At 61.7% G+C, this 21,492-nt stretch carries 21 protein-coding genes; 11 read left to right on the top strand and 10 right to left on the bottom strand.

Annotated elements, in window-relative coordinates; translation table 11 throughout:
• Window positions 1–144: 144 nt before the first annotated feature.
• The 9 genes from L0U79_RS05510 to L0U79_RS05470 all read right to left on the bottom strand — a co-directional run bounded on the left by L0U79_RS05510 (window position 145) and on the right by L0U79_RS05470 (window position 9,632).
• A complete protein-coding gene (locus tag L0U79_RS05510; RefSeq protein WP_233840881.1) occupies window positions 145–1,548 on the bottom strand; it encodes a HAMP domain-containing sensor histidine kinase in 1,404 nt (467 codons plus the stop codon).
• Window positions 1,541–2,215, bottom strand: a complete 675-nt coding sequence (locus L0U79_RS05505) for a response regulator transcription factor (protein WP_233840880.1) — start codon at window positions 2,213–2,215, stop codon at window positions 1,541–1,543. Before L0U79_RS05505 ends, L0U79_RS05510 begins: the two co-directional genes overlap by 8 nt.
• An 87-nt stretch (window positions 2,216–2,302) precedes the next feature.
• Complete coding sequence (rpoH, locus tag L0U79_RS05500) at window positions 2,303–3,160, bottom strand: RNA polymerase sigma factor RpoH (protein WP_233840879.1); 858 nt, start codon at window positions 3,158–3,160, stop codon at window positions 2,303–2,305.
• Window positions 3,161–3,358: 198 nt separating this feature from the next.
• Entirely contained in the window at window positions 3,359–4,240 is an 882-nt protein-coding gene (locus L0U79_RS05495; RefSeq protein WP_233840878.1) for a pirin-like C-terminal cupin domain-containing protein, read from the bottom strand.
• 103 nt (window positions 4,241–4,343) lie between these two features.
• Window positions 4,344–5,054 carry a uracil-DNA glycosylase gene (gene ung, locus L0U79_RS05490; protein ID WP_233843837.1) on the bottom strand — a complete coding sequence of 237 codons (711 nt, stop codon included), beginning with the start codon at window positions 5,052–5,054 and terminating at the stop codon, window positions 4,344–4,346.
• 99 nt (window positions 5,055–5,153) lie between these two features.
• Window positions 5,154–6,002, bottom strand: coding sequence for a response regulator (locus L0U79_RS05485; protein ID WP_233840877.1), 849 nt, complete (start codon window positions 6,000–6,002; stop codon window positions 5,154–5,156).
• A gap of 208 nt (window positions 6,003–6,210) precedes the next feature.
• Complete coding sequence (gene ftsX / locus L0U79_RS05480) at window positions 6,211–7,188, bottom strand: permease-like cell division protein FtsX (protein WP_233840876.1); 978 nt, start codon at window positions 7,186–7,188, stop codon at window positions 6,211–6,213.
• Window positions 7,185–7,874, bottom strand: a complete 690-nt coding sequence (gene ftsE / locus L0U79_RS05475) for a cell division ATP-binding protein FtsE (RefSeq protein WP_233840875.1) — start codon at window positions 7,872–7,874, stop codon at window positions 7,185–7,187. The genes ftsX and ftsE overlap by 4 nt, the downstream gene beginning before the upstream one ends.
• Before the next feature lie 105 nt (window positions 7,875–7,979).
• Window positions 7,980–9,632 carry a DEAD/DEAH box helicase gene (locus L0U79_RS05470; RefSeq protein WP_233840874.1) on the bottom strand — a complete coding sequence of 551 codons (1,653 nt, stop codon included), beginning with the start codon at window positions 9,630–9,632 and terminating at the stop codon, window positions 7,980–7,982.
• Window positions 9,633–9,995: 363 nt separating this feature from the next.
• Here L0U79_RS05470 and trxA point away from each other — a divergent pair, with 363 nt between their 5' ends.
• From trxA to L0U79_RS05440, 6 genes are all read left to right on the top strand, one after another.
• Window positions 9,996–10,322 carry a thioredoxin TrxA gene (gene trxA / locus L0U79_RS05465; protein ID WP_233840873.1) on the top strand — a complete coding sequence of 109 codons (327 nt, stop codon included), beginning with the start codon at window positions 9,996–9,998 and terminating at the stop codon, window positions 10,320–10,322.
• 157 nt (window positions 10,323–10,479) lie between these two features.
• A complete protein-coding gene (gene rho, locus L0U79_RS05460) occupies window positions 10,480–12,231 on the top strand; it encodes a transcription termination factor Rho (protein ID WP_233840872.1) in 1,752 nt (583 codons plus the stop codon).
• Between the two features lie 200 nt (window positions 12,232–12,431).
• Window positions 12,432–13,097, top strand: coding sequence for a response regulator (locus tag L0U79_RS05455; protein ID WP_233840871.1), 666 nt, complete (start codon window positions 12,432–12,434; stop codon window positions 13,095–13,097).
• A gap of 13 nt (window positions 13,098–13,110) precedes the next feature.
• Entirely contained in the window at window positions 13,111–14,610 is a 1,500-nt protein-coding gene (locus L0U79_RS05450) for an ATP-binding protein (protein WP_233840870.1), read from the top strand.
• A gap of 139 nt (window positions 14,611–14,749) precedes the next feature.
• The gene (locus tag L0U79_RS05445; protein WP_233840869.1) at window positions 14,750–16,117 is read left to right on the top strand and encodes a glutamate--cysteine ligase; all 1,368 of its coding nucleotides are present in this window, start codon (window positions 14,750–14,752) and stop codon (window positions 16,115–16,117) included.
• Window positions 16,114–16,752 (top strand): LysE/ArgO family amino acid transporter, encoded by a 639-nt coding sequence (locus L0U79_RS05440; RefSeq protein ID WP_233840868.1) that lies wholly within the window; start codon window positions 16,114–16,116, stop codon window positions 16,750–16,752. Before L0U79_RS05445 ends, L0U79_RS05440 begins: the two co-directional genes overlap by 4 nt.
• Before the next feature lie 16 nt (window positions 16,753–16,768).
• On the opposite strand, the gene L0U79_RS05435 is transcribed toward L0U79_RS05440, so the two are convergent.
• Entirely contained in the window at window positions 16,769–17,230 is a 462-nt protein-coding gene (locus L0U79_RS05435) for a DoxX family protein (protein ID WP_233840867.1), read from the bottom strand.
• Window positions 17,231–17,509: 279 nt separating this feature from the next.
• Here L0U79_RS05435 and L0U79_RS05430 point away from each other — a divergent pair, with 279 nt between their 5' ends.
• The 5 genes from L0U79_RS05430 (at window position 17,510) to L0U79_RS05410 (ending at window position 21,485) form a co-directional block, all read left to right on the top strand.
• Complete coding sequence (locus tag L0U79_RS05430; RefSeq protein WP_233840866.1) at window positions 17,510–17,779, top strand: hypothetical protein; 270 nt, start codon at window positions 17,510–17,512, stop codon at window positions 17,777–17,779.
• A 29-nt stretch (window positions 17,780–17,808) separates the two neighbouring features.
• Entirely contained in the window at window positions 17,809–18,693 is an 885-nt protein-coding gene (locus L0U79_RS05425) for a DUF692 domain-containing protein (protein WP_233840865.1), read from the top strand.
• Window positions 18,690–19,460 (top strand): DNA-binding domain-containing protein, encoded by a 771-nt coding sequence (locus L0U79_RS05420; protein WP_233840864.1) that lies wholly within the window; start codon window positions 18,690–18,692, stop codon window positions 19,458–19,460. The genes L0U79_RS05425 and L0U79_RS05420 overlap by 4 nt, the downstream gene beginning before the upstream one ends.
• A gap of 76 nt (window positions 19,461–19,536) precedes the next feature.
• The gene (locus tag L0U79_RS05415) at window positions 19,537–20,502 is read left to right on the top strand and encodes an AraC family transcriptional regulator (protein ID WP_233840863.1); all 966 of its coding nucleotides are present in this window, start codon (window positions 19,537–19,539) and stop codon (window positions 20,500–20,502) included.
• A 188-nt stretch (window positions 20,503–20,690) separates the two neighbouring features.
• Complete coding sequence (locus L0U79_RS05410) at window positions 20,691–21,485, top strand: FadR/GntR family transcriptional regulator (RefSeq protein ID WP_233840862.1); 795 nt, start codon at window positions 20,691–20,693, stop codon at window positions 21,483–21,485.
• The last annotated feature ends 7 nt before the right edge of the window (window positions 21,486–21,492 follow it).

Here is a 21,492-nt window from a genome sequence, read left to right as displayed (position 1 = left end):
GATCCAGCGACTTAACAAAGGGCCAAAGGCACTGGGTCCCAGCTTTCGCTGGGATGACGCTGAGGCGACTTGAAAAATCCCGACCGGGCGTGCGCGTGGAAAGTCGGGAGACTTCAGGCCCTGTATCGGTGTGCGATAGGCGATCTAAGCGGTCGAATGCGAAGACTGCAGACGGCATTGCATACTGATCGATGTGCCCTCATTGCCATCCCCGATGGACAACCCGAAGTCGTGCAGCTTGGCGATGGCCGCGACGATGCTAAGCCCCAGCCCGTGACCCGGCACATCGCGCCCCGCATCACCACGATAGAACCGCTGCCAGATGACCTGCCGCTGCGCTTCGGGGATGCCAGGACCGCTGTCGATCACTTCCAGAAGCGCGGACTCTGCATCGACGCGCACCGCGCTCAGCGACACGCGACCGCCCGAGGGCGTGAATTTGATCGCGTTGCTGACCAGATTTCCCAGCGCCTCGAACAGCAGATCGGGGTCCGCCTGCACGATCAGATCTGGATCGATCTGCAACGCGAATTGCAGTTGCTGGTCCTCTGCCAGTGGCGCATACAGTTCGTGCACGTGCTGCAGCGTCTGGCCCAGATCAACTGCGACGAAGCCTTCGCGCCGGCGCCGATCTTCCAACTCCGAAATGCGCAGCAGCGCGCGGAAGCGTGCGAGCACTTCATCGATGTCGCTGACGCATTGTTCGATCAACGCGGCGTGCGGATCGTCTTCCTTCATTTGCTGTTGCACGCGGTACAACTGCGAACGCAAACGCGTCAACGGCGTGCGCAGATCATGCGCGATGTTGTCGCAGACGCCCTTCACTTCGCCCATCAATCGCTCGATCTGGTCGAGCATGTTGTTGACGATGGCGGCGAGTCGGTCCAGTTCGTCGCCGCGTTCGCCCACCGGCAGGCGACGATGCAAATCGCCCTGCACGATCAATTGCGTGGCCGATTCGATCTGCCGAATGCGCCGACGCGGTGCGCGATTGAGGATCAAACCACCGATCAAACCGGGCACCAAAGTAAAGGAAAGCCCCCACCACAACGCGTGCAAAATGATGCCGCCCACGCGCGCGGCAATGCGCGTGGCATGCGCGAGCACGAGTATTTGGCCGTTGTCGAGGCGTGTCGCGATCACTGAAAGTGTGGGCGTTTGCGGCGCGAACGGGCCGCTCTCCACATTTTCGGTGGACATGCGCACGGTGACCATATCGGGCTTGAGGCCCTCGGGTATCTGCAACACATCGCCGTACAGCCACTTGCCGTGCGCGTCGAACAAACCCCACGCGTTGTAGTTGGTTTGCTCGAGCACCATGTAGTCGTTCAACGCCACCAGCATGTGGTCTTCGTTCAAGCTGCGCAGATAACCAATTTGCTGCTTGAGCTGCGTATCCGTGCGGTTTTCCAGATAGTGCCGCGCTTCCCAATAAATGGACCCCAGCAGCACCGTGCCCCAGATGACGAAGAACACGCCGTAGGCAAGCAGCAAACGCGAGGTGGTGGCGCGCCAGTGAATTCCGAGATTTTGGGTGGGATTAGCCAAGTCGATATCCCGATCCGCGCATGGTGCGAATCAACGACGGTTCGCCTTCGTTGTCGACCTTGCGACGCAAACGCGCGATGTGCACGTCGATCAGATTGGTGCCGGGATCGAAGCGCAATCCCCACACGCTTTCGAAAATCATCGCGCGCGTTAGCACTTGGCCCGGGTAGCGCATCAGGAATTCCAGCAGACGATATTCGGTGGGCAGCAACGTCAATTCGCGACTTCCACGGCGCGCCGTGCGCGTGATGATGTCCAGTTCCAGATCGGCGACGCGCAGCTTGGTTTGCGAAGGTTGTTCCTGGCGATGCCGACGCAACAGCACTTCGATGCGCGCCGCCATTTCGTCCGGTGCAAACGGCTTGGTGAGATAGTCGTCGCCACCGGCGCGCAAGCCGCGCACGCGTTCGTCCACGTCACCGAGCGCGCTGATCATCAGCACCGGCGTGGTGATGCCGCGTTCGCGCAATTGCTTTACCAGCGTGAGGCCGTCCATGCCCGGCAGCATCAAGTCCAGGGTGATGGCGTCGTAATGTGGTTCCTGGGCGCGCTGGAAACCCTGCGCGCCATCGTGCACGCGGTCGGCGCTGATGCCATGCGCGGCCAGCTCCAGCACGATTTCGCGTGCGGTGATCTCGTCGTCTTCGATGACCAGGATGTGAGGCATGGGCGTCCGCGTTGAATTTCACGCGGGACTTAAACACAAAACGGCCTCCGCGAGGGAGGCCGTCGTGATTGCCGTGTCAGTACGGCTTCAGGCTGCGAACAAACCGCGCATCTTTTTCATGGCGTTGGCTTCGACCTGGCGGATGCGTTCGGCGGAGACACCGTATTCATCGGCAAGATCTTGCAGCGTGGCCTTTTCCTCGTTGAGCCAACGACGCTGGATGATGTCGCGCGAACGCTGGTCCAGCTTTTGAAGTGCGGACGACAGCGTTTCCAGCTGGTTGTCGGACTGGTCGGCGTCAGCCACGTTTTCGTACGGATCGGCGCCTTCGTCGATCAGAAACGCTTCCGGTGCCGGCTTGGCATCCTCTTCCGCATCGGCCGGGGCTTCGAAGCCGATATCGCGACCGGACAGACGCGATTCCATTTCGCGTACGGTGGCTTCCGGCACGCCAAGGTCCTTGGCGACCGTGCGCACTTCTTCGGCATTCATCCAGCCCAGGCGCTTCTTGCTCTTGCGCAGGTTGAAGAACAGCTTGCGCTGCGCCTTGGTGGTAGCCACCTTGACGATGCGCCAGTTGCGCAGGATGAACTCGTGCATTTCCGCGCGAATCCAGTGCACGGCGAAACTGACCAGGCGCACGCCCTGGTCGGGGTCGAAACGCTTGACCGCCTTCATCAGGCCAATGTTGCCTTCCTGAATTAGGTCGGACAGCTGCAAACCGTACCCGTTGTAACCGCGAGCCACATGCACCACGAAACGCAGGTGCGACATCACCAGCTTGCGGGCCGAGGCGAGATCGGCATCTTCATGATATCGACGCGACAGATCCTGCTCTTCCTCTTGGCTGAGCACGGGAATGCGATGGACGGCCGAAATATAGGCATCCAGACTGCCGACGACGCTAGGAACCGGCAGATTGGCCGTTACCAAGGCTTGGGACATGTTGGAACCTCCAGAGATATGGGGTTGAGCTTAGCACTCGGATACTTAGAGTGCTAAAGGCACCGATGAGTTCCGGCGCCTTTTGTGTACTAAATAGTACACGAATACCCCGGGCATGTCCATCCCGGATGGGTGCCCCAAAGCCGGAGTTCAAGCATGACTTGTGGCCGGTTAAAGGCTGGGCTGACGCCGCTTGATTCAAGTGAACGGGCGCACCGTACCGAACTTTCCGGCCTGAAAATCTCGAACGGTCTGCTCCATCTCCTCAATGCTGGTCATCACGAAAGGACCGTACTGAACCACCGGTTCGTGAATGGCCGGGCCAGCAATGACCACGAAACGGACCTCGCCGCCTGGCGACCCCAATACAAGCACTCCGGGCTGATCGGCGGATACGGCCACTGCTTGACCCGGGACCAAGGTGACCTTCGCTTCACCGGCGATATCACGCACGGAAAGACTGCCGGTACGCGCATAAACCCAAGCATTCCAGGCGGCTTGGAGGGGGAGTCGCGTTGTCGCGCCATCGGCTAGCCAACCGTCCAGGATGAGAATCGGCTCTGGGGTTATCAGCGGACTTGTCTTGCCCTCCAAGGAGCCCGCCAACACACGCAGCCGGAGGCCCTCGACCTCCACAACCGGGACATCTTGCGGCCGCAGCAGCATGGTGGCGGGCGCCATCTGCTTTAACCGTTGAGATAGATTGACAAAGAGCTGCAAGCCATTCAGGCGCGGGTTATCGCCTTCGGGTTGCTGGGTATGCACGACGCCGCGACCAGCCAGCGTCCAATGCAGGCCACCGGGTTCGATCCTGTGATCGTTGTGGACGCTGTCGTGACTGCTCATCCAGCCCTGCGTGTCCTCAAATAACACCGTTACGGCCGACATGCCTGCATGGGGGTGCACTTCGAAGGTAGGGCCCGTCATAACGAAGTGATCAACCAATACCAGCGGACTCATCGCTTCGCCGAAATCCGTGTGACGAAACTGCCGGATGTCGCAATGCGCGCCTACCGGATGCGGCTCGGGGGCGACTGGATTCGTAAAATGCAGGCTGTTCATTGAGGTGGATGTATTCATGGCCATGCTCCTCACCAGAGTTCCTGTGCATTCCGGATGGCCGCAGTCACCGTGCCGATGACTCCGCCATACCAAAGGGTCGGTCACAGCGAAACAATTGTAGTTATTCGTCGCGCAGCTGAGCTCGAAGCGGCAGCGACCAGTCGATGGGCGGTTGCCCCTGTTCCTGCAGGTAACGGTTGGCACTCGAAAAGTGTCCACAACCGATAAACCCTCGATGCGCCGACAAGGGCGAGGGGTGCACCGACTTCAGGACCGCGTGGCGGGAGGTGTCGATAAGCTGCCCTTTGCGCTGGGCGTAAGAGCCCCAGAGCATGAAGACGATCCCCTCGCGCTCCCGATTGAGCGCATCGATCGCCGCGTCGGTGAAACCTTCCCACCCTTTGCCCTGATGCGAGGCGGCCTGGCTCTGCTCCACGGTAAGCACCGCGTTGAGCAACAGCACCCCGCGATCCGCCCAGGGTGTCAGGCAGCCGTGGTCAGGCGGCGAATAACCGAGATCGCGCTGGATCTCTTTGAAGATGTTCACCAGCGACGGCGGCGCCGGCACGCCGGGGCGCACCGAGAAACACAAACCATGCGCCTGCCCCGGGCCGTGATACGGATCCTGCCCGAGTATCACGACGCGCACGGCCTCGAACGGTGTGTGCTGAAACGCGTTGAAAATCTCGGGGCCCGGCGGATAAATCACTTTGCCGGCACGTTTCTCCGCGCGGAGAAATTCGGACAGCGTGCGCATCTCAGGTCGCTGCAAATAATCGCCGATGCGACTTTTCCAGGACGGTTCGAGTTTGACGCGTTCTTCTTCGCTCATCGGGGCTGCGTGTTGATCGTTAGCCATCCCCGAATCATAACGATTAGGTCGGCCACGCGTATGCGCACCGCGCCGACGCGACACGTCAGCCGAGAGCGATCAGATTGCTCCGGCGCTATCGCGTCCGCGCAGATGTTGCGCCACGCGCAACTGGAACAGCAGCTTGGTCACCAGCAGTTTTTCTTCGACGGGCTTCTCGACCAGATCGTTGGCGCCCGCGCGAATCAACGCGGCCTGATTGTCCGGGTTCTCGTCGCCCGTCATCACCAGCACCGGTAACTTGCCTTTGCCGTAGCCAAAATCGAGACGGATGAATTTCAGCAAATCGCCGCCGGTCAATTCGCCTTTGAGGCTCACGTCGGTGAGCACCAGATCGGCGCCGACCGTACCTTGCGCGCGCTCGGATTCGAGCAAGGCCAGTGCGTCTTCCACGCTGACCACGTGACGCACGGTGAGCCCGATTTTTTCCAGCATGCGGCGCGTCGCCAGCGCCACCACGCGGCTGTCTTCCACGTACAGCACCACGCCTTCGGCGGCGCTTTCCGGGCGCACGTAACCGCGGATGAATTCCGCCAGCGCTTGGAAACCGAGCGATTTGTCGAAGTAATCGGTGACGTGTTCGCCCAAGGCGCGTCGATGCAGACGATCATCCACATCGCCGGACACCACCACGATCGGCACATAAACTTGCGGCGCGGATTCGCGCACGTAGCGCGCCAGTTCCAAACCGTCCATATCGGGTAGGCGCAGCGAGATCGTAATGAAATCGAACACGCCGTTTTCGAGCAGCCGATGCGCTTCCGCACCCGAGCCGCAACCGACGACCTCGGCCTGCGGCAATTCCGCTTGCAGGACGCGCGAAATCAGCTGGCGAACCACCTTGGAACCGTCGACCACCAGCACACGCGGCGCGGTGCTCAGATCACGGCTGCTGATGCTTGAACTCATCAAAAACCCCACCGTCCCGGTTTTGCGTGGCTTCCGTGCTCCATGTCGTCAAGCGCCCCCTGCGCCTGTAGGCACACATTCTATCCGGTTGTGAGGAAACAGCCGCGTTACGAGCCGGCCATCGACCACATCGCTATGGTGAATCAGACAGGCAACGGGCTGTGCGAACGGCTTCACCGCTCGCCACATTCGTACGTGGGCGGGCGATTTACGCCGCCTTACGCAATTGCCAGGCGCTCACCAAGCGTGCGCCCAGCCAACCCAGGAAAGCCGCAGCGACGGGAACGCTCAACAACAGCCACGGCGGCAAGCCGCCAGCCTGGAATTTCCCTTCGTAGACCTGACTAAGCCGAGCCACCGGTTCGGCCAAGGCAAATTCGATGGCGATCGCCAACCCCACCGCCAGGATGCCGCTGAAGAGGCCATACCAGACGCCCGCATAGAGATAGGGACGCCGCACGAACGCGCGGCTGGCGCCTATCAGCTTCAGCACGCCGATTTCCTCGGCGCGGCTGGTGATATCCACGCGCACCGTATTACCGACCACCAGCAGAACCGCCAGCGCAAACAGCGCCGCCAGAATCATCACAGCGCGATTGCCCACACCGAGCAAAGCGTCGAGTCGCTCACGCCAGGTGCCGCTGTCCTGGACCATATCGACGCCTTGCATACCGCGCACATCGTCCACGAGATGACTGACCGCATCGGCGGAAACGCCATCTTGCGGTTGCACCTGAAGCACGAACGGCAGCGGATTGTCGTCGAGCGCGTGCAGCGCATCGGAAAATCCTTGCATCTTGCTCAATTCGTCCATGCCCTGTTGCGGCGATTTCACCGTCACGCTGGCGACGCCGTCGTGCTGCTGGATCTGCTTGGCCAGCATCTGCGCATTGCCAGCGACTTGATCGGGCTTCAGGAAGACATTCACGACCTGATTGCGTCCCAGCGCATCGCCGAGCGTTTGCACGTTCGAAAGCAGCATGTAGAACGCCAGCGGCAACGCCAACGCCAGGCCCATCACCGCGACGGTGAGCAAGGTTCCGACGGGCTTGGATGCGAGGCGACGCAAACTCGCGCCAGCGCTCCAGCTGTGATGCTCGCGCCAGCTCGAAACCGGGCGACGATGACTGCGTTCGCTGCGCACAGGTGCGGGCGTCGGCGTTTGCGTGTCGGTCGATGCGCTCATAGCACCTCCTCCGCGGAAACGTCCGCCACGAGGCGACCGTGATCGAGCACGACCACGCGCTTCCTCATGCGTTTGATCAAGGGCAGATCGTGCGTCGCCACCAGCACGGTAGTGCCCACCTGCTGAAATTCGGCGAACAGTCCCATGATCTCGAATGCGAGTTGCGGATCGAGGTTGCCGGTGGGTTCGTCGGCGATGAGCACGCTCGGTTTGGCGACGATGGCGCGCGCGATACCCACGCGCTGCTGCTCGCCGGTGGAAAGCGATGCCGGCAATTGCCGTTCGTAATCGAGCAGGCCGACTTTTTCCAACGCCGCGCGCACGCGACGACCACGCTCAAGCGGCGCGATGCCGCCGATCACCAACGGCAACTCGACATTGGCGAATACGGTGCGATCCATCAGCAAGTGATGATCCTGAAACACCATGCCCAGGCTACGGCGCAATTTGGGTATGCCCGCGCGACCGATCTTGGCGAGACTTTGGCCATCGAGCGTGACATGGCCATGCGAGGGTCGCTCGATCAACGCCAGCAGTTTGAGCAAGGTGCTCTTGCCAGCGCCCGAATGCCCGGTCACAAACGCCATCTCGCCTTTGGCGACTTCGAACGTAAGCTGCGAAAGGGCTTCATGCCCTCCTTCATAACGCTTGCTGACCTGATCGAAGCGGATCACCGCGCTGCCCATCCTAGAACGTGATTGGATGGGCGCAAGGATAAGGGAAGCGTTAGCGTTGTGCGCACCTTTGCGGGATGCGTCGCCAAAAATTTGCGCGGCGACGCATGCGCGGGTTCAGCGCCCCGTAAACAGACGCGCGATTCGGCGGAAGAAGCCGACCTTTTGCGGCGCGGCTTGTTCGCCCGACGGCGTTTGCGCCACGACTTGCCGCGAAGGACGGCTGCCGCCGTTCGACACGTTTTGATTGGCCGCCATCTCCGCGGCGGGCGCCGCGCCCGGACGACGACGACCGCGACCGCCGCGACGACGGCGACGCTGGCCTTCGCCTTCTGCGCCTTCTTGCGCAACGGCTGGCCGCGCCTCGACCTGAACATTCGTGTTCGCTGCGGCTGGCTTGTCTTCGCGCGGCTTGCGCGGACGATCGTCGCGACGCTGCTCCGAACGCGCCGGGCGATCGCCGCTGCGACCACCGCGACCGCGACGCGAACCGCCGGGTTTCTTGCTGTCGCCGTGCGGCGTCACTCTGTCGCCGAATGCCTCGCTGTCGGCGGCGGCATCGGCGGCGTACTGCGCATCGATCTGCTTGGGCGCCGGCATCAGCAGCAACGCCGGATCCATCGTCGCTACCGGAATTTTCTGGCCGATATAAGTTTCGATATCCGGCAACGACATCGCATACAAATCGCAGGCGAAGCTGATCGCATCGCCCTCGGCGCCAAGGCGCGCGGTGCGGCCGATGCGATGAACGTAATCTTCGGCGTCTTGCGGCAAGTCGTAATTGAACACGTGACTCACGGCCGGAATATGCAGACCACGCGCGGCGACGTCGGTGCACACCAGGATATCGAGCTGACCGTCCTGAAAACGCTGCAGCAACTTCTGGCGCTTGAGCTGCGGCACATCGCCGGAGAGCGCGCCGACGCGGTAACCCTGTCGCTTGACGCGATCGGTGATGCGCTCGGCGGCGGCTTTCGTATTCACGAAAATAATGCTGCGTTCGGCCTTGGTTTGCTCAAGCAAGTTGAGCAACAACGGCATCTTTTCTTCCTTGGCGGGGAAGTACACCTGCTGACGCACGCGATCGGCGGTGACGTTGTCCGTCTCCACCACCAGCTTCTCGGCGTTGTGCATGTGCTCGTACGCGAGCTCCAGCACGCGATGCGACAACGTGGCGGAGAACAGCAGCACCTGGCGCTGTTCGCGCGCAGGCAAGCGGCGGAAGATAAAGCGCACGTCCTTGATGAAGCCCAGATCGAACATGCGATCGGCTTCGTCGATCACCATCACTTCCACGCCGTTGAAGCCGAACACGTTCTGCTTGTAGTAGTCGAGCAGACGACCCGGCGTGGCGATGATGATGTCGCAGCCGTCTTTCAGCTGCTGGCGCTGTTTGTCGTAATCGACGCCGCCGTAGATCAGCGCGGTGCGCAGGCCGGTGTAGCGGCCGATGTTCTTGGCGTCTTTCTCGATCTGGATCGCCAGTTCGCGCGTAGGCGCGATCACCAGCGCGCGCGGATCGGAATCCTTGCGTTCGGCCACGGCAGGTTGCGTCAGCAGCCGATTCATCATGGCGACCAGGAAGGCGCAGGTTTTGCCGGTGCCTGTCTGGGCCTGCCCGGCCACGTCGCGACCGGTAAGGGCCACGGGCAGCGTCAGCGCTTGAATCGGCGTGCAGCGCGCAAATCCGGCCTCGTCGAGGCCTTTCTGCAACAGCGGATGCAAGTCGAATTGGGTGAAGAAGGTTTCGGTAAGTACGGTTTGCGACATGAACGGGGAGTCAGGTACGGGCCGGCGACCAAGCTCGGGCCCGGTCCCGCAGTCAGTCAGGCAACCTTGGGACAGTGGATGAATGCGATGCTCGCAATGGCATCGAAAGCACAGCTAAACCCCCGCCAGCATAGGTGAAACGGCTCGTAAAACGGCCTCACCTATGCCAGCGGGACAAGCTGCGGGGCACCCTTGAATCGCTTGAATCGCGTCCCGACTTAGGCTGGAATGGAAACCTTGCCGCAACGGCAAATTCCACTTTCCCGGATCGACCCGCGCTTCATGGGCACTTAAGTAGTGTAACTGATGAATAGCACGCGGTCTTAACCCCGACCCACTCTCGCCTTATTCGGAGACACCACGGTGAGCGAACTGATTACCCATGTGAGCGACGACGCCTTCGACCAGGAAGTGCTCAATTCCGACACCCCCGTCCTACTGGACTTCTGGGCCGAATGGTGCGGCCCCTGCAAAGCCATCGCCCCGGTGCTGGACGACTTGGCCAAGCAGTACGAGGGCAAGCTGCGCATTGTGAAGCTGAACATCGATCACAACCAGAAAACCCCTCGCACGTACGGCGTACGCGGCATTCCCACGCTGATGGTGTTCAAGAACGGCAAGGTGGAAGCCACCCAGATCGGCGCGGTCAGCAAGGGCCAGCTGGTCCAGATGATCGATAAAGCGATCTAATTCGCCGCCTCACCATCCGTCGCTGCAGCCGCCCTTTACGGCGCTGCGCGACGGGTGCTAGATTCCTTATTCAGTTGGGGCTGTCCAGCCCTCTCGCGCGTTCCGCGCAACGCTCGTCCTCCCTCCTGTCATCAACGGCGCCCCGTGAGGTTTGCCCGTGTCCGATATCGAAAGCAAAGAATCTTCCGACGCTACCCGCGCCGAAACCAAGTCTGTGAGTGAAACGCCTACCCGCACTCGTTCGCCACGCCGATCCGCGCCTGCCGCGGCGCCAGCCGAAGGAAACGCGTCGAGCGATCGGCCCGCTCCCGCCGAACGCCCTGCACTGCCTCCCGTCGAGGTCCGTACAGAAGCGCCGGCAACGTCCGCGCCCACGCAGGAGTCGCTGCGCTACAGCAACGGCCAAGGCGGCGAGAATCAGGAACCCCGCGAGAACAACCAGGGCGGCAACGCCGGTGGCGGTGGTTATCAGGCCAATCAGCAAGGTCAGGGCGGCAACGATCGCCGCAATGATCGTAACGACCGCAATCGCCGCCGCCGTCACGAGCGCGGCGGCCAGCGCCCGCAAGGCCCGGGCGGTCAGCCGCGCAATCCGCACGGTTTGCCGGTCGACGACGAGAACGCGGATATCGGCAGCAATGATCGCGTCATCAACCTTACCGAGCTGAAGCGCAAGAATCCGATCCAGCTTTTGGAATTCGCCGAATCGCTCGGCATCCAGGAAGGCGTCGCCCGCCAGCGTCGCCAGGATGTGATCTTCAACATCCTCAAGGCGCACGCCCGCTCCGGCGGCGGCATCTGGGCCGAAGGCGTGCTGGAAATTCTGCAGGACGGTTTCGGCTTCCTGCGTTCGGCCGACGAATCCTACTTGGCCGGCCCCGACGACATTTACGTTTCGCCCAGCCAGATCCGCCGCTTCAACCTGCGCACCGGCGACTACATCACCGGACGCGTGCGTCATCCCAAGGAAGGCGAGCGCTACTTCGCACTGCTGAAAGTGGACGACATCAACGGCGATCCGCCGGAAGCCTCGAAGAACAAGATGCTCTTCGAGAACCTCACGCCGCTGTTCCCGCGCAAAGCTTTCAAGCTCGAACGCGGCAACGGTTCGACGGAAGACATCACCGGACGCATCCTCGATCTCGTCGCGCCGATCGGTCGCGGCCAGCGCGGCCTCATCGTGTCGCAGCCGAAATCCGGTAAGACGATGATGCTGCAGAACGTGGCGCAGGCGATTCAGTACAACCATCCCGACGTTCACCTGATCATGCTGTTGATCGACGAACGCCCGGAAGAAGTGACGGAAATCGCCCGCACCGTACGCGCCGAAGTGATCAGTTCCACCTTCGACGAACCGGCCGTGCGTCACGTGCAGGTCGCCGAAATGGTGATCGAGCGCGCCAAGCGCCTGGTCGAACACAAGAAAGATGTGGTGATCCTGCTCGACTCGATCACGCGCCTGGCCCGCGCCTACAACACCGTGGTGCCGAGTTCCGGCAAGGTGCTCACGGGCGGTGTGGACGCCAACGCGCTGCAGCGTCCGAAGCGTTTCTTCGGCGCCGCGCGCAATGTGGAAGAAGGCGGCTCGCTCACCATCATCGCCACCGCGCTGATCGACACCGGCAGCAAGATGGACGAGGTGATCTACGAAGAGTTCAAGGGCACCGGCAACATGGAAGTGCACCTGTCTCGCCGTATCTCCGAAAAGCGCGTGTATCCGGCCATTGACATCAACCGCTCCGGCACCCGCCGCGAAGATCTGCTGATCGAACCGGACCTGCTCGCCAAGATCTGGATTCTGCGCAAGCTGCTGCATCCGATGGATGAGCTGGCCGCGATGGAATTCATGCTCGACAAAATGAAGAACACCAAGTCCAACGACGAATTCTTCAACTCGATGAAGCGCTGATCGCATCAAAGGCACGTAAAAAGAGCCGCCGAAAGGCGGCTTTTTTTATGAGGCGATCCACGCAAAAGCGCCCGTTTCAAGCGCGGCGAACCTTACAGTAAGTTTTCGTTATCGGCGCCTCAACGCTTACTCGTCGACAGACTTGGGATTCGTACAGTATTAGCTGATAGGATTTTGAGACTCCCCACTCTTCAAGTCGTATGCGCATCCTGCTAGTTGAAGACGATCCCTTGGTTTCCGACGCCATCGTGCGCGGTCTGGCCACCGCCGGTTACGTGGTCGACGCGGTAGGCGACGCCGAATCCGTGCAATCGCGCCTGGATACCACTCACTACGATCTGGCCATCGTCGACCTGGGTCTGCCCGGCGAAGACGGCTTCACCCTGGTACGCCGCCTGCGCCGCGACGGCAGCTCGCTGCCGCTCTTGATCGTGACGGCCCGCGACGGCCTGGACGACCGCGTCAACGCGCTGGATCTCGGCGCCGACGACTATCTGGTCAAGCCGTTCGCCCTGCCCGAATTGGCCGCGCGCTGCCGCGCGCTGATCCGCCGCGCCACCGCGGCGGCGGCCAATGAAATGGTGGTCGGTCGCCTGCGCATCGATTTGGCCGGTCGCCGCGCCATGGACGACACCGGGCGCGTACTCGAACTCACGCGCCGCGAATGGTCGATTCTGGAGTGCCTGGCGCATCACAGCGGCCGCGTGGTGAGCAAGGAACGCCTGATTCAGGCCATCGTGAGCTGGGACGAGGAAATCTCCGGCAATGCGATCGAGGTGCACGTATCGCGTTTGCGCGCGAAACTAGGCGAGGCGGCCACGGTGCGTGGTATCCGCGGCCTGGGTTATCGCCTTGATGACGCGTAGCACTCGATAACGAATGTCCCTGGGGTCCAAATCGCGACGTGCGCCGAGCATCCGTGGGCGGTTGCTGGGTTACTTGTTGCTGCCGCTGGTGCTGCTGTTGGTCCTCAGCATCTGGGCCGACCATCGCACGTACGTGACGCCAATGTCCGAAGCGTTCGACCGCGCTTTGTCGCGCGCAGCGGTCGCGATGGCCGCGCGCGTGCAGCGCGGCGCCGACGGACAGCTTTATATCGAACGATCGGATGCGGGCCCGATGCGGTTTGGTCAGCCGGACGAGCACATGCCGCCACCGCCCGAAGACGTGCCTTTCGAACGGGGCGGCCCGCCGAATCGCTTCGGTCCGGATATTCGATCGATGTCCTGGATGCGACTGTACCCGGGGTCGAAAGAAAGCTTCGTCTATCGCATTAGCCTTCCAGACGGCCAAACGCTGGACGGCGACAAAGGCTTGCCCGTCGCGCAAGGCAACCAGATCGACAATTTCTCGTACGGCGATGCCGACTACAAGCAACTGGCTTTGCGCATCGTCAGTTATCACACGGAGGTTGGCGGCCAACCGGTGATCGTCACCGTTGGCGAAACCGTGCATCGGCGCGACCGAGCTACGCGTCGACTCGATACAGTGGTCGGACTGAGCGACGGCATCCAGCTGTTGCTGGTGTTGGGCTTGTGCTTGCTGGGCATCACGGTCGCTTTGCGCCCGATCAATCGCCTGCGCGACCGTATCGCCAACCGTCAACCGCAATCCCTGCAACCGCTGCCGCTGGAATCGGTGCCCAGCGAAGTGCATCCGTTGGTGGAATCGCTCAACACGCTGCTGCTTACCGTGCGCAATTCCGCGCTGTCGCAGCAGCATTTTCTGACGAACGCCGCACACCAGCTGCGTACGCCGCTGACCGGCTTGAAAGCCCAGCTGGAAGTCCTCGCCAGCGAAACGCAGGACGAAGCCCAACACGAGCGCATCGAACGACTGCAAAACAGCGTGGATCGCCTGGCGCACACCGCCAATCAATTGCTGGCGCTTGCGCGCGCAGAACCTTCGGCGCACAACCCCGGCGATTTCGCCGTCGTCCAGCTCGATGCCTTGATCGGCACCGTGGCCGATTCGATGCTGGACCGCGCCATCGCCCACAACATCGATCTCGGCGCCGAATGCGAACCGGCGCCGGTGCGCGGCGTGCATTGGCTCTTGCACGAATTGCTGATCAATCTGGTCGACAATGCCATCCGCCATACGCCGGATGGCGGGCGCATCACGCTGCGTTGCGGCTTGTTCAATCGGGCGCCGTATTTGGAAGTGGAAGACAGCGGCCCCGGCGTTCCGCCCGCCGAACGCGAGCGCGTGCGCGAACGGTTCTATCGGTCGGCCGGCAGCGATACGCAAAGCAGCGGTTTGGGTCTGGCGATCGTTGAAGAGATCGCGCGCGGCCATCGCGCCCGGTTCGAGATATTGACGGCGCTGGAAGGAACGGGCGCGCGCATGCGCGTGACGTTCCCGCCGTTTGCCGCTTAAGGCGCTCGCCTCGACGCGCCGTCCTTTTCCACCGGTATCCGTGTAGCTGTACTGTCACGTACAATTTTTTCGGTCGCCCCCCTTTTCGCGGGGGTGCGATGCCTCCATAGTCGGAGGCCACCCCCGTGAGGCATGACACGTGTCCATACCTAGTGCCGTCAAAAGCACGCCGATCTACGGCCGCCAGCAACTGATCGATTACCTCGCTGCCGGCGAGAAACCGCGCGATGCCTGGCGTATCGGCACCGAGCACGAGAAATTCGGCTTTCGGACCGACGATCTGCGTCCGCCCACGTTTGAAGGCGAGCACGGCATTCGCGCGCTGCTCGAGGGCATCGCCTCGCGTTACGGCTGGGAGATCGTCCGCGAAGGCGACACGCCGGTGGCCCTGGTTCGCGACAAGGCCAACATCACGCTGGAACCGGCCGGTCAGCTCGAACTGTCCGGCGCGCCGCTGGAGACTATTCACCAGACCTGTTGCGAAGTGAACGGTCATCTGGAAGAAGTGCGTTCCGTGGCCAACGGCCTGGGCCTGGGTTTTCTCGGCATGGGTTTTCAACCCAAGTGGACGCGCGACGAGATGCCGTGGATGCCCAAAGGCCGCTACAAGATCATGCGCGAATACATGCCCAAGGTCGGCTCGCTCGGCCTGGACATGATGAAGCGCACCTGCACCGTGCAAGTGAACCTTGATTACAGCAGCGAAGGCGACATGGTGCGCAAGTTCCGCACCAGCCTCGCTTTGCAACCCATCGCCACCGCGCTGTTCGCCGACTCGCCGTTTACTGATGGCAAGCCCAACGGCTATCAGTCGTATCGTTCGCATGTGTGGACGGATACCGACGCCGATCGCACCGGCATGCTCGACTTCGTGTTCGACGACAGCTTCAGCTACGAGCGCTATGTCGATTACATGCTCGATGTGCCGATGTATTTCAGCTATCAGGACGGCCGCTACATCGATCTGGCCGGCAAGGACTTCAAACGTTTCATGGCCGGCACGCTCGACGAACTGCCGGGCACGCAAGCGTCGATGAAAGACTGGGCCGATCACCTCACCACCGCATTCCCCGAAGTGCGCCTAAAGCAATATCTGGAAATGCGCGGCGCGGACGGTGGTCCTTGGAATCGTCTTTGCGCGCTGCCCGCCTTGTGGGTGGGCCTGCTGTATGACGACGAATCGCTCCACGCCGCATGGGATCTGGTGAAAGACTTCACTCGCGAAGAACGTCACGCCTTGCGCGACGGCGTACCCAAGTACGCGCTCAAGTTGCCGTTCCGCAACGGCACCGTGCGCGATCTTGCACGCGAAACCTTGCAGATCGCCGCGCAAGGTTTGAAACGCCGCAATCGACTCAATCGCAACGGCGCGGACGAAAGCATTTTCCTTGAGCCGCTGATCGAAATCGTCGAGGCCAATCAGACGCCGGCCGAACGCAAGCTGGAGCTGTTTCACGGCGCGTGGAACGGCAGCGTGGATCCGGTCTTCAAGGAATTCGCATATTGATCGCCGCCACCTCGCCGCACGCGCCGTTCCTCGCCGGGTTGTTGCTCGGCGCATCGCTCATCGTCGCGATCGGCGCGCAAAACGCATTCGTGTTGCGGCAAGGTTTGTTGCAAGCGCATCGCTTGCCGGTCGCGCTGTTCTGCGCGTTATCCGATGCGGTGTTGATTTGTGCGGGCGTCGGCGGCCTGGGCGTCGCCATCGGCCAGCATCCGCGCATGCTGGCCGTGGTGGCGTGCGCCGGTGCACTGGTGTTGCTGTGGTACGGCATCCAGGCGCTGCGGCGCGCGTTTCATCCTGAAGTACTCACCGCCGACACGCACGGCGCATCCAGCAGCGTGTGGCAGGTGATTGCGGCGTGCGCCGGTTTCACCTGGCTCAATCCGCACGTTTATCTCGACACCGTGTTGCTGATCGGCAGTCTCGCGTCGGCGTGGCCGTCACCGGGGCCGCGCACGTGGTTTGCGATCGGCGCGGCGACGTCTTCGTTTATCTGGTTCTTCGGTCTCGCATTCGGCGCAAAATTGCTAGCGCCGTTGTTTCGCAAGCCGATGGCGTGGCGCGTGCTCGATGTTCTGATCGCGTTGATCATGTGGAGCATCGCGATCAAGTTGCTGCTCGCCTTTATCGTGCACTAGGGCCTTTTCGCACTATTCAATCGCGCGTGCGGATGCCAAGCCAACGCGCCACCAGCGTATCGAGGCTAATCTTGCCGGGGCCCGCCATCAGGAACCAGAAGAAGATCAACGAGTAGACCACTTCGTCGGCTTCGACAAAGTCGTCCAAGCCCATGATGTTGCTCGACACCACCAGCGTTACCGCCACGATCATGTTGATGATCATGGGGATGGTGACCAGTCGCGTGAACAAACCGAGCATCAGCAACAAACCGCCGAGCAACTCCGTCCACGCCGACAACGCGGCGCTGAAGGCCGGATGCGGAATGTGCCACCCCACGAAGCGCTGCGTGAAACCCTCCAGGTTATGCACCTTGGCGATGCCGGTTTCGAACCAGAAATAGCCGAACGCCAGCCGCACCACCAACGGGCCGAGCCAGCGCCAGGCATACAGAATCTCAAGCAGGCGAGAGGCCTTGGTTGCTAGGAAATGACGCATTGCACATGTTCCTTTGAATGAACTGAGCGCATGATGCGCGGGCTTGCCCACCCCAACCATATCCGGACGTCCAGGCTTTCTTGCTGGGAATCCTGCCCTGACACCTAGCCAAAGCGTACCGGACGATTGGGCATAAATGCAGGATGCGCGGGCGCAGCGACCGAAGGATCGGGGCAGCACAATGGCTCTGTCCGTCGCTGCAGACGCTTAGCCCTGCACGGCGGACGAGACATTCCCCTGTGCCGCGTTGCGGCGACCACAACTTCTGGAGCCATAGATATGAACATCAAGACAGTCAATGCCAGCGCCATGGCCGTGATGGTGGCCGGTCTGTTCGCCGCTGCGGCCGTGTCCGCCGCGCCCGTCGGCTCGCCCGCCGGCGATCAGGCCATGGTCAAGTGCATGAATTCGTCGTCCTGCAAAGGCCAAGGCGCCTGCAAGCAGGCTTCCAATTCCTGCAAAGGCCAGAACTCCTGCAAAGGCCAGGGCTTCACCATGCAGAAGACGCAAGCCGACTGCGACGCCGCCCAGGCTGCCGCGAAGAAGTAATCGCGCTCGGCGGAGCGCATGCACGACGCATGCGCTCCGTCACGTTCATGCAAGCGACATTCGCGATGACCGCCACACGCTCCAACAAACTTCCTTATCTCGGCTACGGCCTCGGTTTGCGCGTAGAGCATTACGAAGCGCTGCTCGCCCAACCGGCGCAAGTCCAATGGCTGGAAGTGGTATCAGAAAACTACATGGTCGATGGCGGCCTGCCGCTGGTGTGGCTCGACCGTTTTCGCGAGCGTTTTCCGCTTGTGATGCATGGCGTATCGATGTCCATCGGCAGCGCCGACCCGCTCGATAACGACTACCTTACGCGACTCGCCGCGCTAGCCAAACGCGTCGAACCGGCGTGGGTCTCGGATCATCTTTGCTGGACCGGCGTAGCGGGCGTCAATCTGCATGATTTGATGCCGCTGCCCTACACGGAAGAAGCGCTGGACCATGTCGTCGGCCGCGTCAAACGCGTGCAGGACGTGCTTCAACGCCGCATTCTGCTGGAGAACGTATCCAGCTACGTAAGCTTTGCGCAGTCGCAACTCACCGAATGGGAATTTCTCGCCGAAGTCGCCGAACGCGCCGATTGCCTGATTCTGCTCGACATCAACAACGTGCACGTCAGCGCGATGAATCACGGCTTTTCGTCGCTGGATTATCTACGTGGCATTCCGGTATCGTGCGTACAGCAATTTCATCTCGCCGGATACGAACAAGGCGAGCGGTTGATCATCGATACGCACGATGCGCCCGTCTCCAACGCGGTGTGGGATCTCTACATCGAGGCCGTGCGTCGCTTCGGTCGCGTATCGACCATGATCGAACGCGACGACAACTTCCCGCCGCTATCGGAGCTGCTCGCGGAACTCGACCACGCGCGCAATCTCGCCGAACCGCTGTTGCGGGACGCGGCATGAGTACGTTGCAATTGATCCAGGAATCGATGCAGCGCGCCGTGCTCGATGCCAGATCGGCAACGCTGCCGGATATTCGTAGCGATAACGTCGCGGACGTCGGCGACCGACTGGCGATTTATCAGCACGGCTATCGCATTCGATTGCGCGATGCGTTGAAAAAAGAATTTCTCGGTCTTCAATGCATGGCCGGATCGCAATTGGACGCGCTGCTCGACGACTACATCGCCGAGCACCCATCCGCGCACTACAACATTCGCTGGCACGGTTCCGAATTGGCTGCGTATCTGCGCGAAACCCATCGCGACAAACCGCAGTTGGCGGATATGGCGCAGCTGGATTGGGCCATTTCCATCGCATTCGACGCTGCCGACGAACCAAGCCTCGGTACGGACGAACTCGCATCCGTGCCGCCGGCGGCGTGGGCCAATCTCCGGCTCGACTTGCAAGCCAATCTCCATCTGCTGACGGTGACTCATAACGTGGACGCCTTTCGTCGCGCCGCCGACCGCGCGACCGCGCGCCCGGGCGTGCGCCGGCTCGCCAAACCGCGCCGCATCGCAGTCTGGCGCCATGCCACAACCGTTCACTACCGGGTACTGGAAAACGACGAATGGCCCGTCCTCAGCGCCGCCCGGCGCGGCGAGCCGTTCGCGGCTTTGTGCGCCCTGTCCGCCGAACACCACGGCGATGCCCAGGCCGCGCCGCGCATGGTGTCGCTGCTGCGGACATGGCTGGCGGCCGGCCTTATCCGGGGGCTGACGACCTGATTTCGGTCACGATGTAACTTCGGCGAAACCTCCTGCGAATAGTTGGCATGGTTCCCAACGCAGGACGTGTTGCCCTATGTACATCGAGCACCCCTCCGTACTTGCCGGCGTTCCCCTCGCACCGGGTGTGGATCCCGCGTTGGAATCCCTGCTCAGCCAGTCGATGTTCCGGGTTGAGGTGGACGACGAGCTATTTCGCTGCGATTCCCGGTTTCTGGATGAGCCGCGTTTCGATTGCGGCGTGTTTCACCTGATCGGGGCCGGACACTGCGAGGTCGATGGCGCGATGCTCGACGAAGCTTGGCAGCTGGAGCCCGGCGATCTGGTGGTCTTTCCGCACGGCGACCCTCATCGCCTGCGCGCCGCGCCGAACAGCGACGCGCTATTTACCGGCATGATCTGCGGCGAACTGCATTTCTCCGATCACGCCCATCATCCACTTCGACATGCTTTGCCGGCTTGTTTTGTCGTACGCGCGGCGCAGGCCGATCCGCTGTTTCGCAATCTGTCGAGCATGATGATCGAGCTGATTCGCGCGCGGTTGCCTGGCCGTCGGGTGCTGCTGAACAAACTTGCCGACACCCTCTTTACCCTTGCCATCTGCGACTACGCGCATCGTCAAACGGATCGCCGCGGCCTGTTTTCCGCCCTCGCGGATGCGCGAATCTGCAAGGTATTGCAAGCGGTGCACGACAATCCGGGGCATCCATGGACGATGCAATCCATGGCCTCGCTGGCATGCATGTCGCGTTCGGCATTCGCCGAACGTTTCGCGCAGCTGATGAAGGTACCGCCGATGCAGTACGTCACCCAGTGGCGCGTCAACATCGCCGAACGGTTGTTGCAGGATCGGCAATTGTCGGTGGCGTCGATCGCCGAGCGGCTGGGTTACAGCAGCGAAGCGGCATTCAGGCGACTGTTCAAACGCGTCAGCGGCATGTGCCCTGGCCGTGTTCGCGCCAGCGCCTCCCATTTGGGCTCTGAGCATCGCATTCGCAGGGATGTTTCGCGGGATGGGCGCCCATCGTTGGTCTCCGCATAGCCGTCATCCTGCTGTAAGGGCGCAAAAAATTGTCCCGGCCCGCGTCTGTGGCCGCGCCCCGGAATCGTGGCATCATTTCTCGAAGCGCCGTGAAGAGCGCTCGGCTCGGCGTCGCCCGGTCGCGGTAGATGAACGACTCGGTCGGCCCGTCCGGCACGGCTCTTATGGCATTGAAGGAGATCGGCGGCATGGCATCTTTTCGAAGCGGCAGGGACGACGGCGCTATCAAGCCTGCTCGCCCCGCGCTTGCACGACGTGTCCGCAGCGGCGCAGGCCCCATTGCCGCGCGCAATTTGCACGGCCATGTGGTGCAGGTGCTCGGTCAGCGCATCGTCAGCGGCGCGCTGAAACAGGGTGAAGTGTTGCCGCCGGAAGCGACCATGGCCGAGGACATGGACGTCAGCCGTACGTCCTTGCGCGAAGCCATGAAAGTGCTGTCCGCCAAAGGCCTGGTGGAAGCGCGCCCGAAAGTGGGCACACGCGTGCGCGATGCGCGCTTCTGGAACCAGCTCGATGCGGATGTGCTCGCATGGCGCTGCAGCTCCATGCCCACGGCGGATTTCGTGCAAAAGCTCTCCGAAATGCGCGAAATCATCGAACCCGCCGCCGCCGCAAGCGCCGCACGTCATCGTAGCGTTACGCAACTCAAGCGTATGCAGACGGCATTCGACGCGATGGAAGCGGCGCCCGATCCGGAAGCCTGGACCACCGCCGACATCGATTTCCACGAAGCGATTCTGGCCGCCACCGGCAACGAACTGCTGATTTCGCTGTTCTCGGTGATCGAAACGGCGCTCAGCAGTTATTTCACGATGTCGGCGCGCACGGCCGTCAATTTCAAATACTCGTTGCCGCAACATCGCTCGGTATTGATCGCCATTCGCGACAAGCAACCGGATGTGGCGCACAAAGCGATGCTGAAAGTGATCGCCGATGCGCGGGAAAATCTGAGCAACAACAAGCGGCGCAGCAGCAAAGCGTAATGCTGCG

Source organism: Dyella sp. 2HG41-7, assembly GCF_021390675.1.
Lineage (GTDB): Bacteria > Pseudomonadota > Gammaproteobacteria > Xanthomonadales > Rhodanobacteraceae > Dyella_B.
Note: the sequence above shows the minus strand (reverse complement) of the source record. Positions and strands in the feature narration are given on the sequence as shown.

Excerpts from the sequence above, each read along its gene's own strand:
- L0U79_RS05505 (WP_233840880.1), bottom strand. The coding sequence starts at position 2,215 with ATGCCTCACATCCTGGTCATCGAAGACGACGAGATCACCGCACGCGAA.
- rpoH (WP_233840879.1), bottom strand. The coding sequence starts at position 3,160 with ATGTCCCAAGCCTTGGTAACGGCCAATCTGCCGGTTCCTAGCGTCGTC.
- L0U79_RS05495 (WP_233840878.1), bottom strand. The coding sequence starts at position 4,240 with ATGAATACATCCACCTCAATGAACAGCCTGCATTTTACGAATCCAGTC.
- ung (WP_233843837.1), bottom strand. The coding sequence starts at position 5,054 with ATGAGCGAAGAAGAACGCGTCAAACTCGAACCGTCCTGGAAAAGTCGC.
- L0U79_RS05485 (WP_233840877.1), bottom strand. The coding sequence starts at position 6,002 with ATGAGTTCAAGCATCAGCAGCCGTGATCTGAGCACCGCGCCGCGTGTG.
- ftsX (WP_233840876.1), bottom strand. The coding sequence starts at position 7,188 with ATGAGCGCATCGACCGACACGCAAACGCCGACGCCCGCACCTGTGCGC.
- ftsE (WP_233840875.1), bottom strand. The coding sequence starts at position 7,874 with ATGGGCAGCGCGGTGATCCGCTTCGATCAGGTCAGCAAGCGTTATGAA.
- L0U79_RS05470 (WP_233840874.1), bottom strand. The coding sequence starts at position 9,632 with ATGTCGCAAACCGTACTTACCGAAACCTTCTTCACCCAATTCGACTTG.
- L0U79_RS05455 (WP_233840871.1), top strand. The coding sequence starts at position 12,432 with ATGCGCATCCTGCTAGTTGAAGACGATCCCTTGGTTTCCGACGCCATC.
- L0U79_RS05450 (WP_233840870.1), top strand. The coding sequence starts at position 13,111 with ATGTCCCTGGGGTCCAAATCGCGACGTGCGCCGAGCATCCGTGGGCGG.
- L0U79_RS05435 (WP_233840867.1), bottom strand. The coding sequence starts at position 17,230 with ATGCGTCATTTCCTAGCAACCAAGGCCTCTCGCCTGCTTGAGATTCTG.
- L0U79_RS05430 (WP_233840866.1), top strand. The coding sequence starts at position 17,510 with ATGAACATCAAGACAGTCAATGCCAGCGCCATGGCCGTGATGGTGGCC.
- L0U79_RS05425 (WP_233840865.1), top strand. The coding sequence starts at position 17,809 with ATGCGCTCCGTCACGTTCATGCAAGCGACATTCGCGATGACCGCCACA.
- L0U79_RS05420 (WP_233840864.1), top strand. The coding sequence starts at position 18,690 with ATGAGTACGTTGCAATTGATCCAGGAATCGATGCAGCGCGCCGTGCTC.
- L0U79_RS05415 (WP_233840863.1), top strand. The coding sequence starts at position 19,537 with ATGTACATCGAGCACCCCTCCGTACTTGCCGGCGTTCCCCTCGCACCG.
- L0U79_RS05410 (WP_233840862.1), top strand. The coding sequence starts at position 20,691 with ATGGCATCTTTTCGAAGCGGCAGGGACGACGGCGCTATCAAGCCTGCT.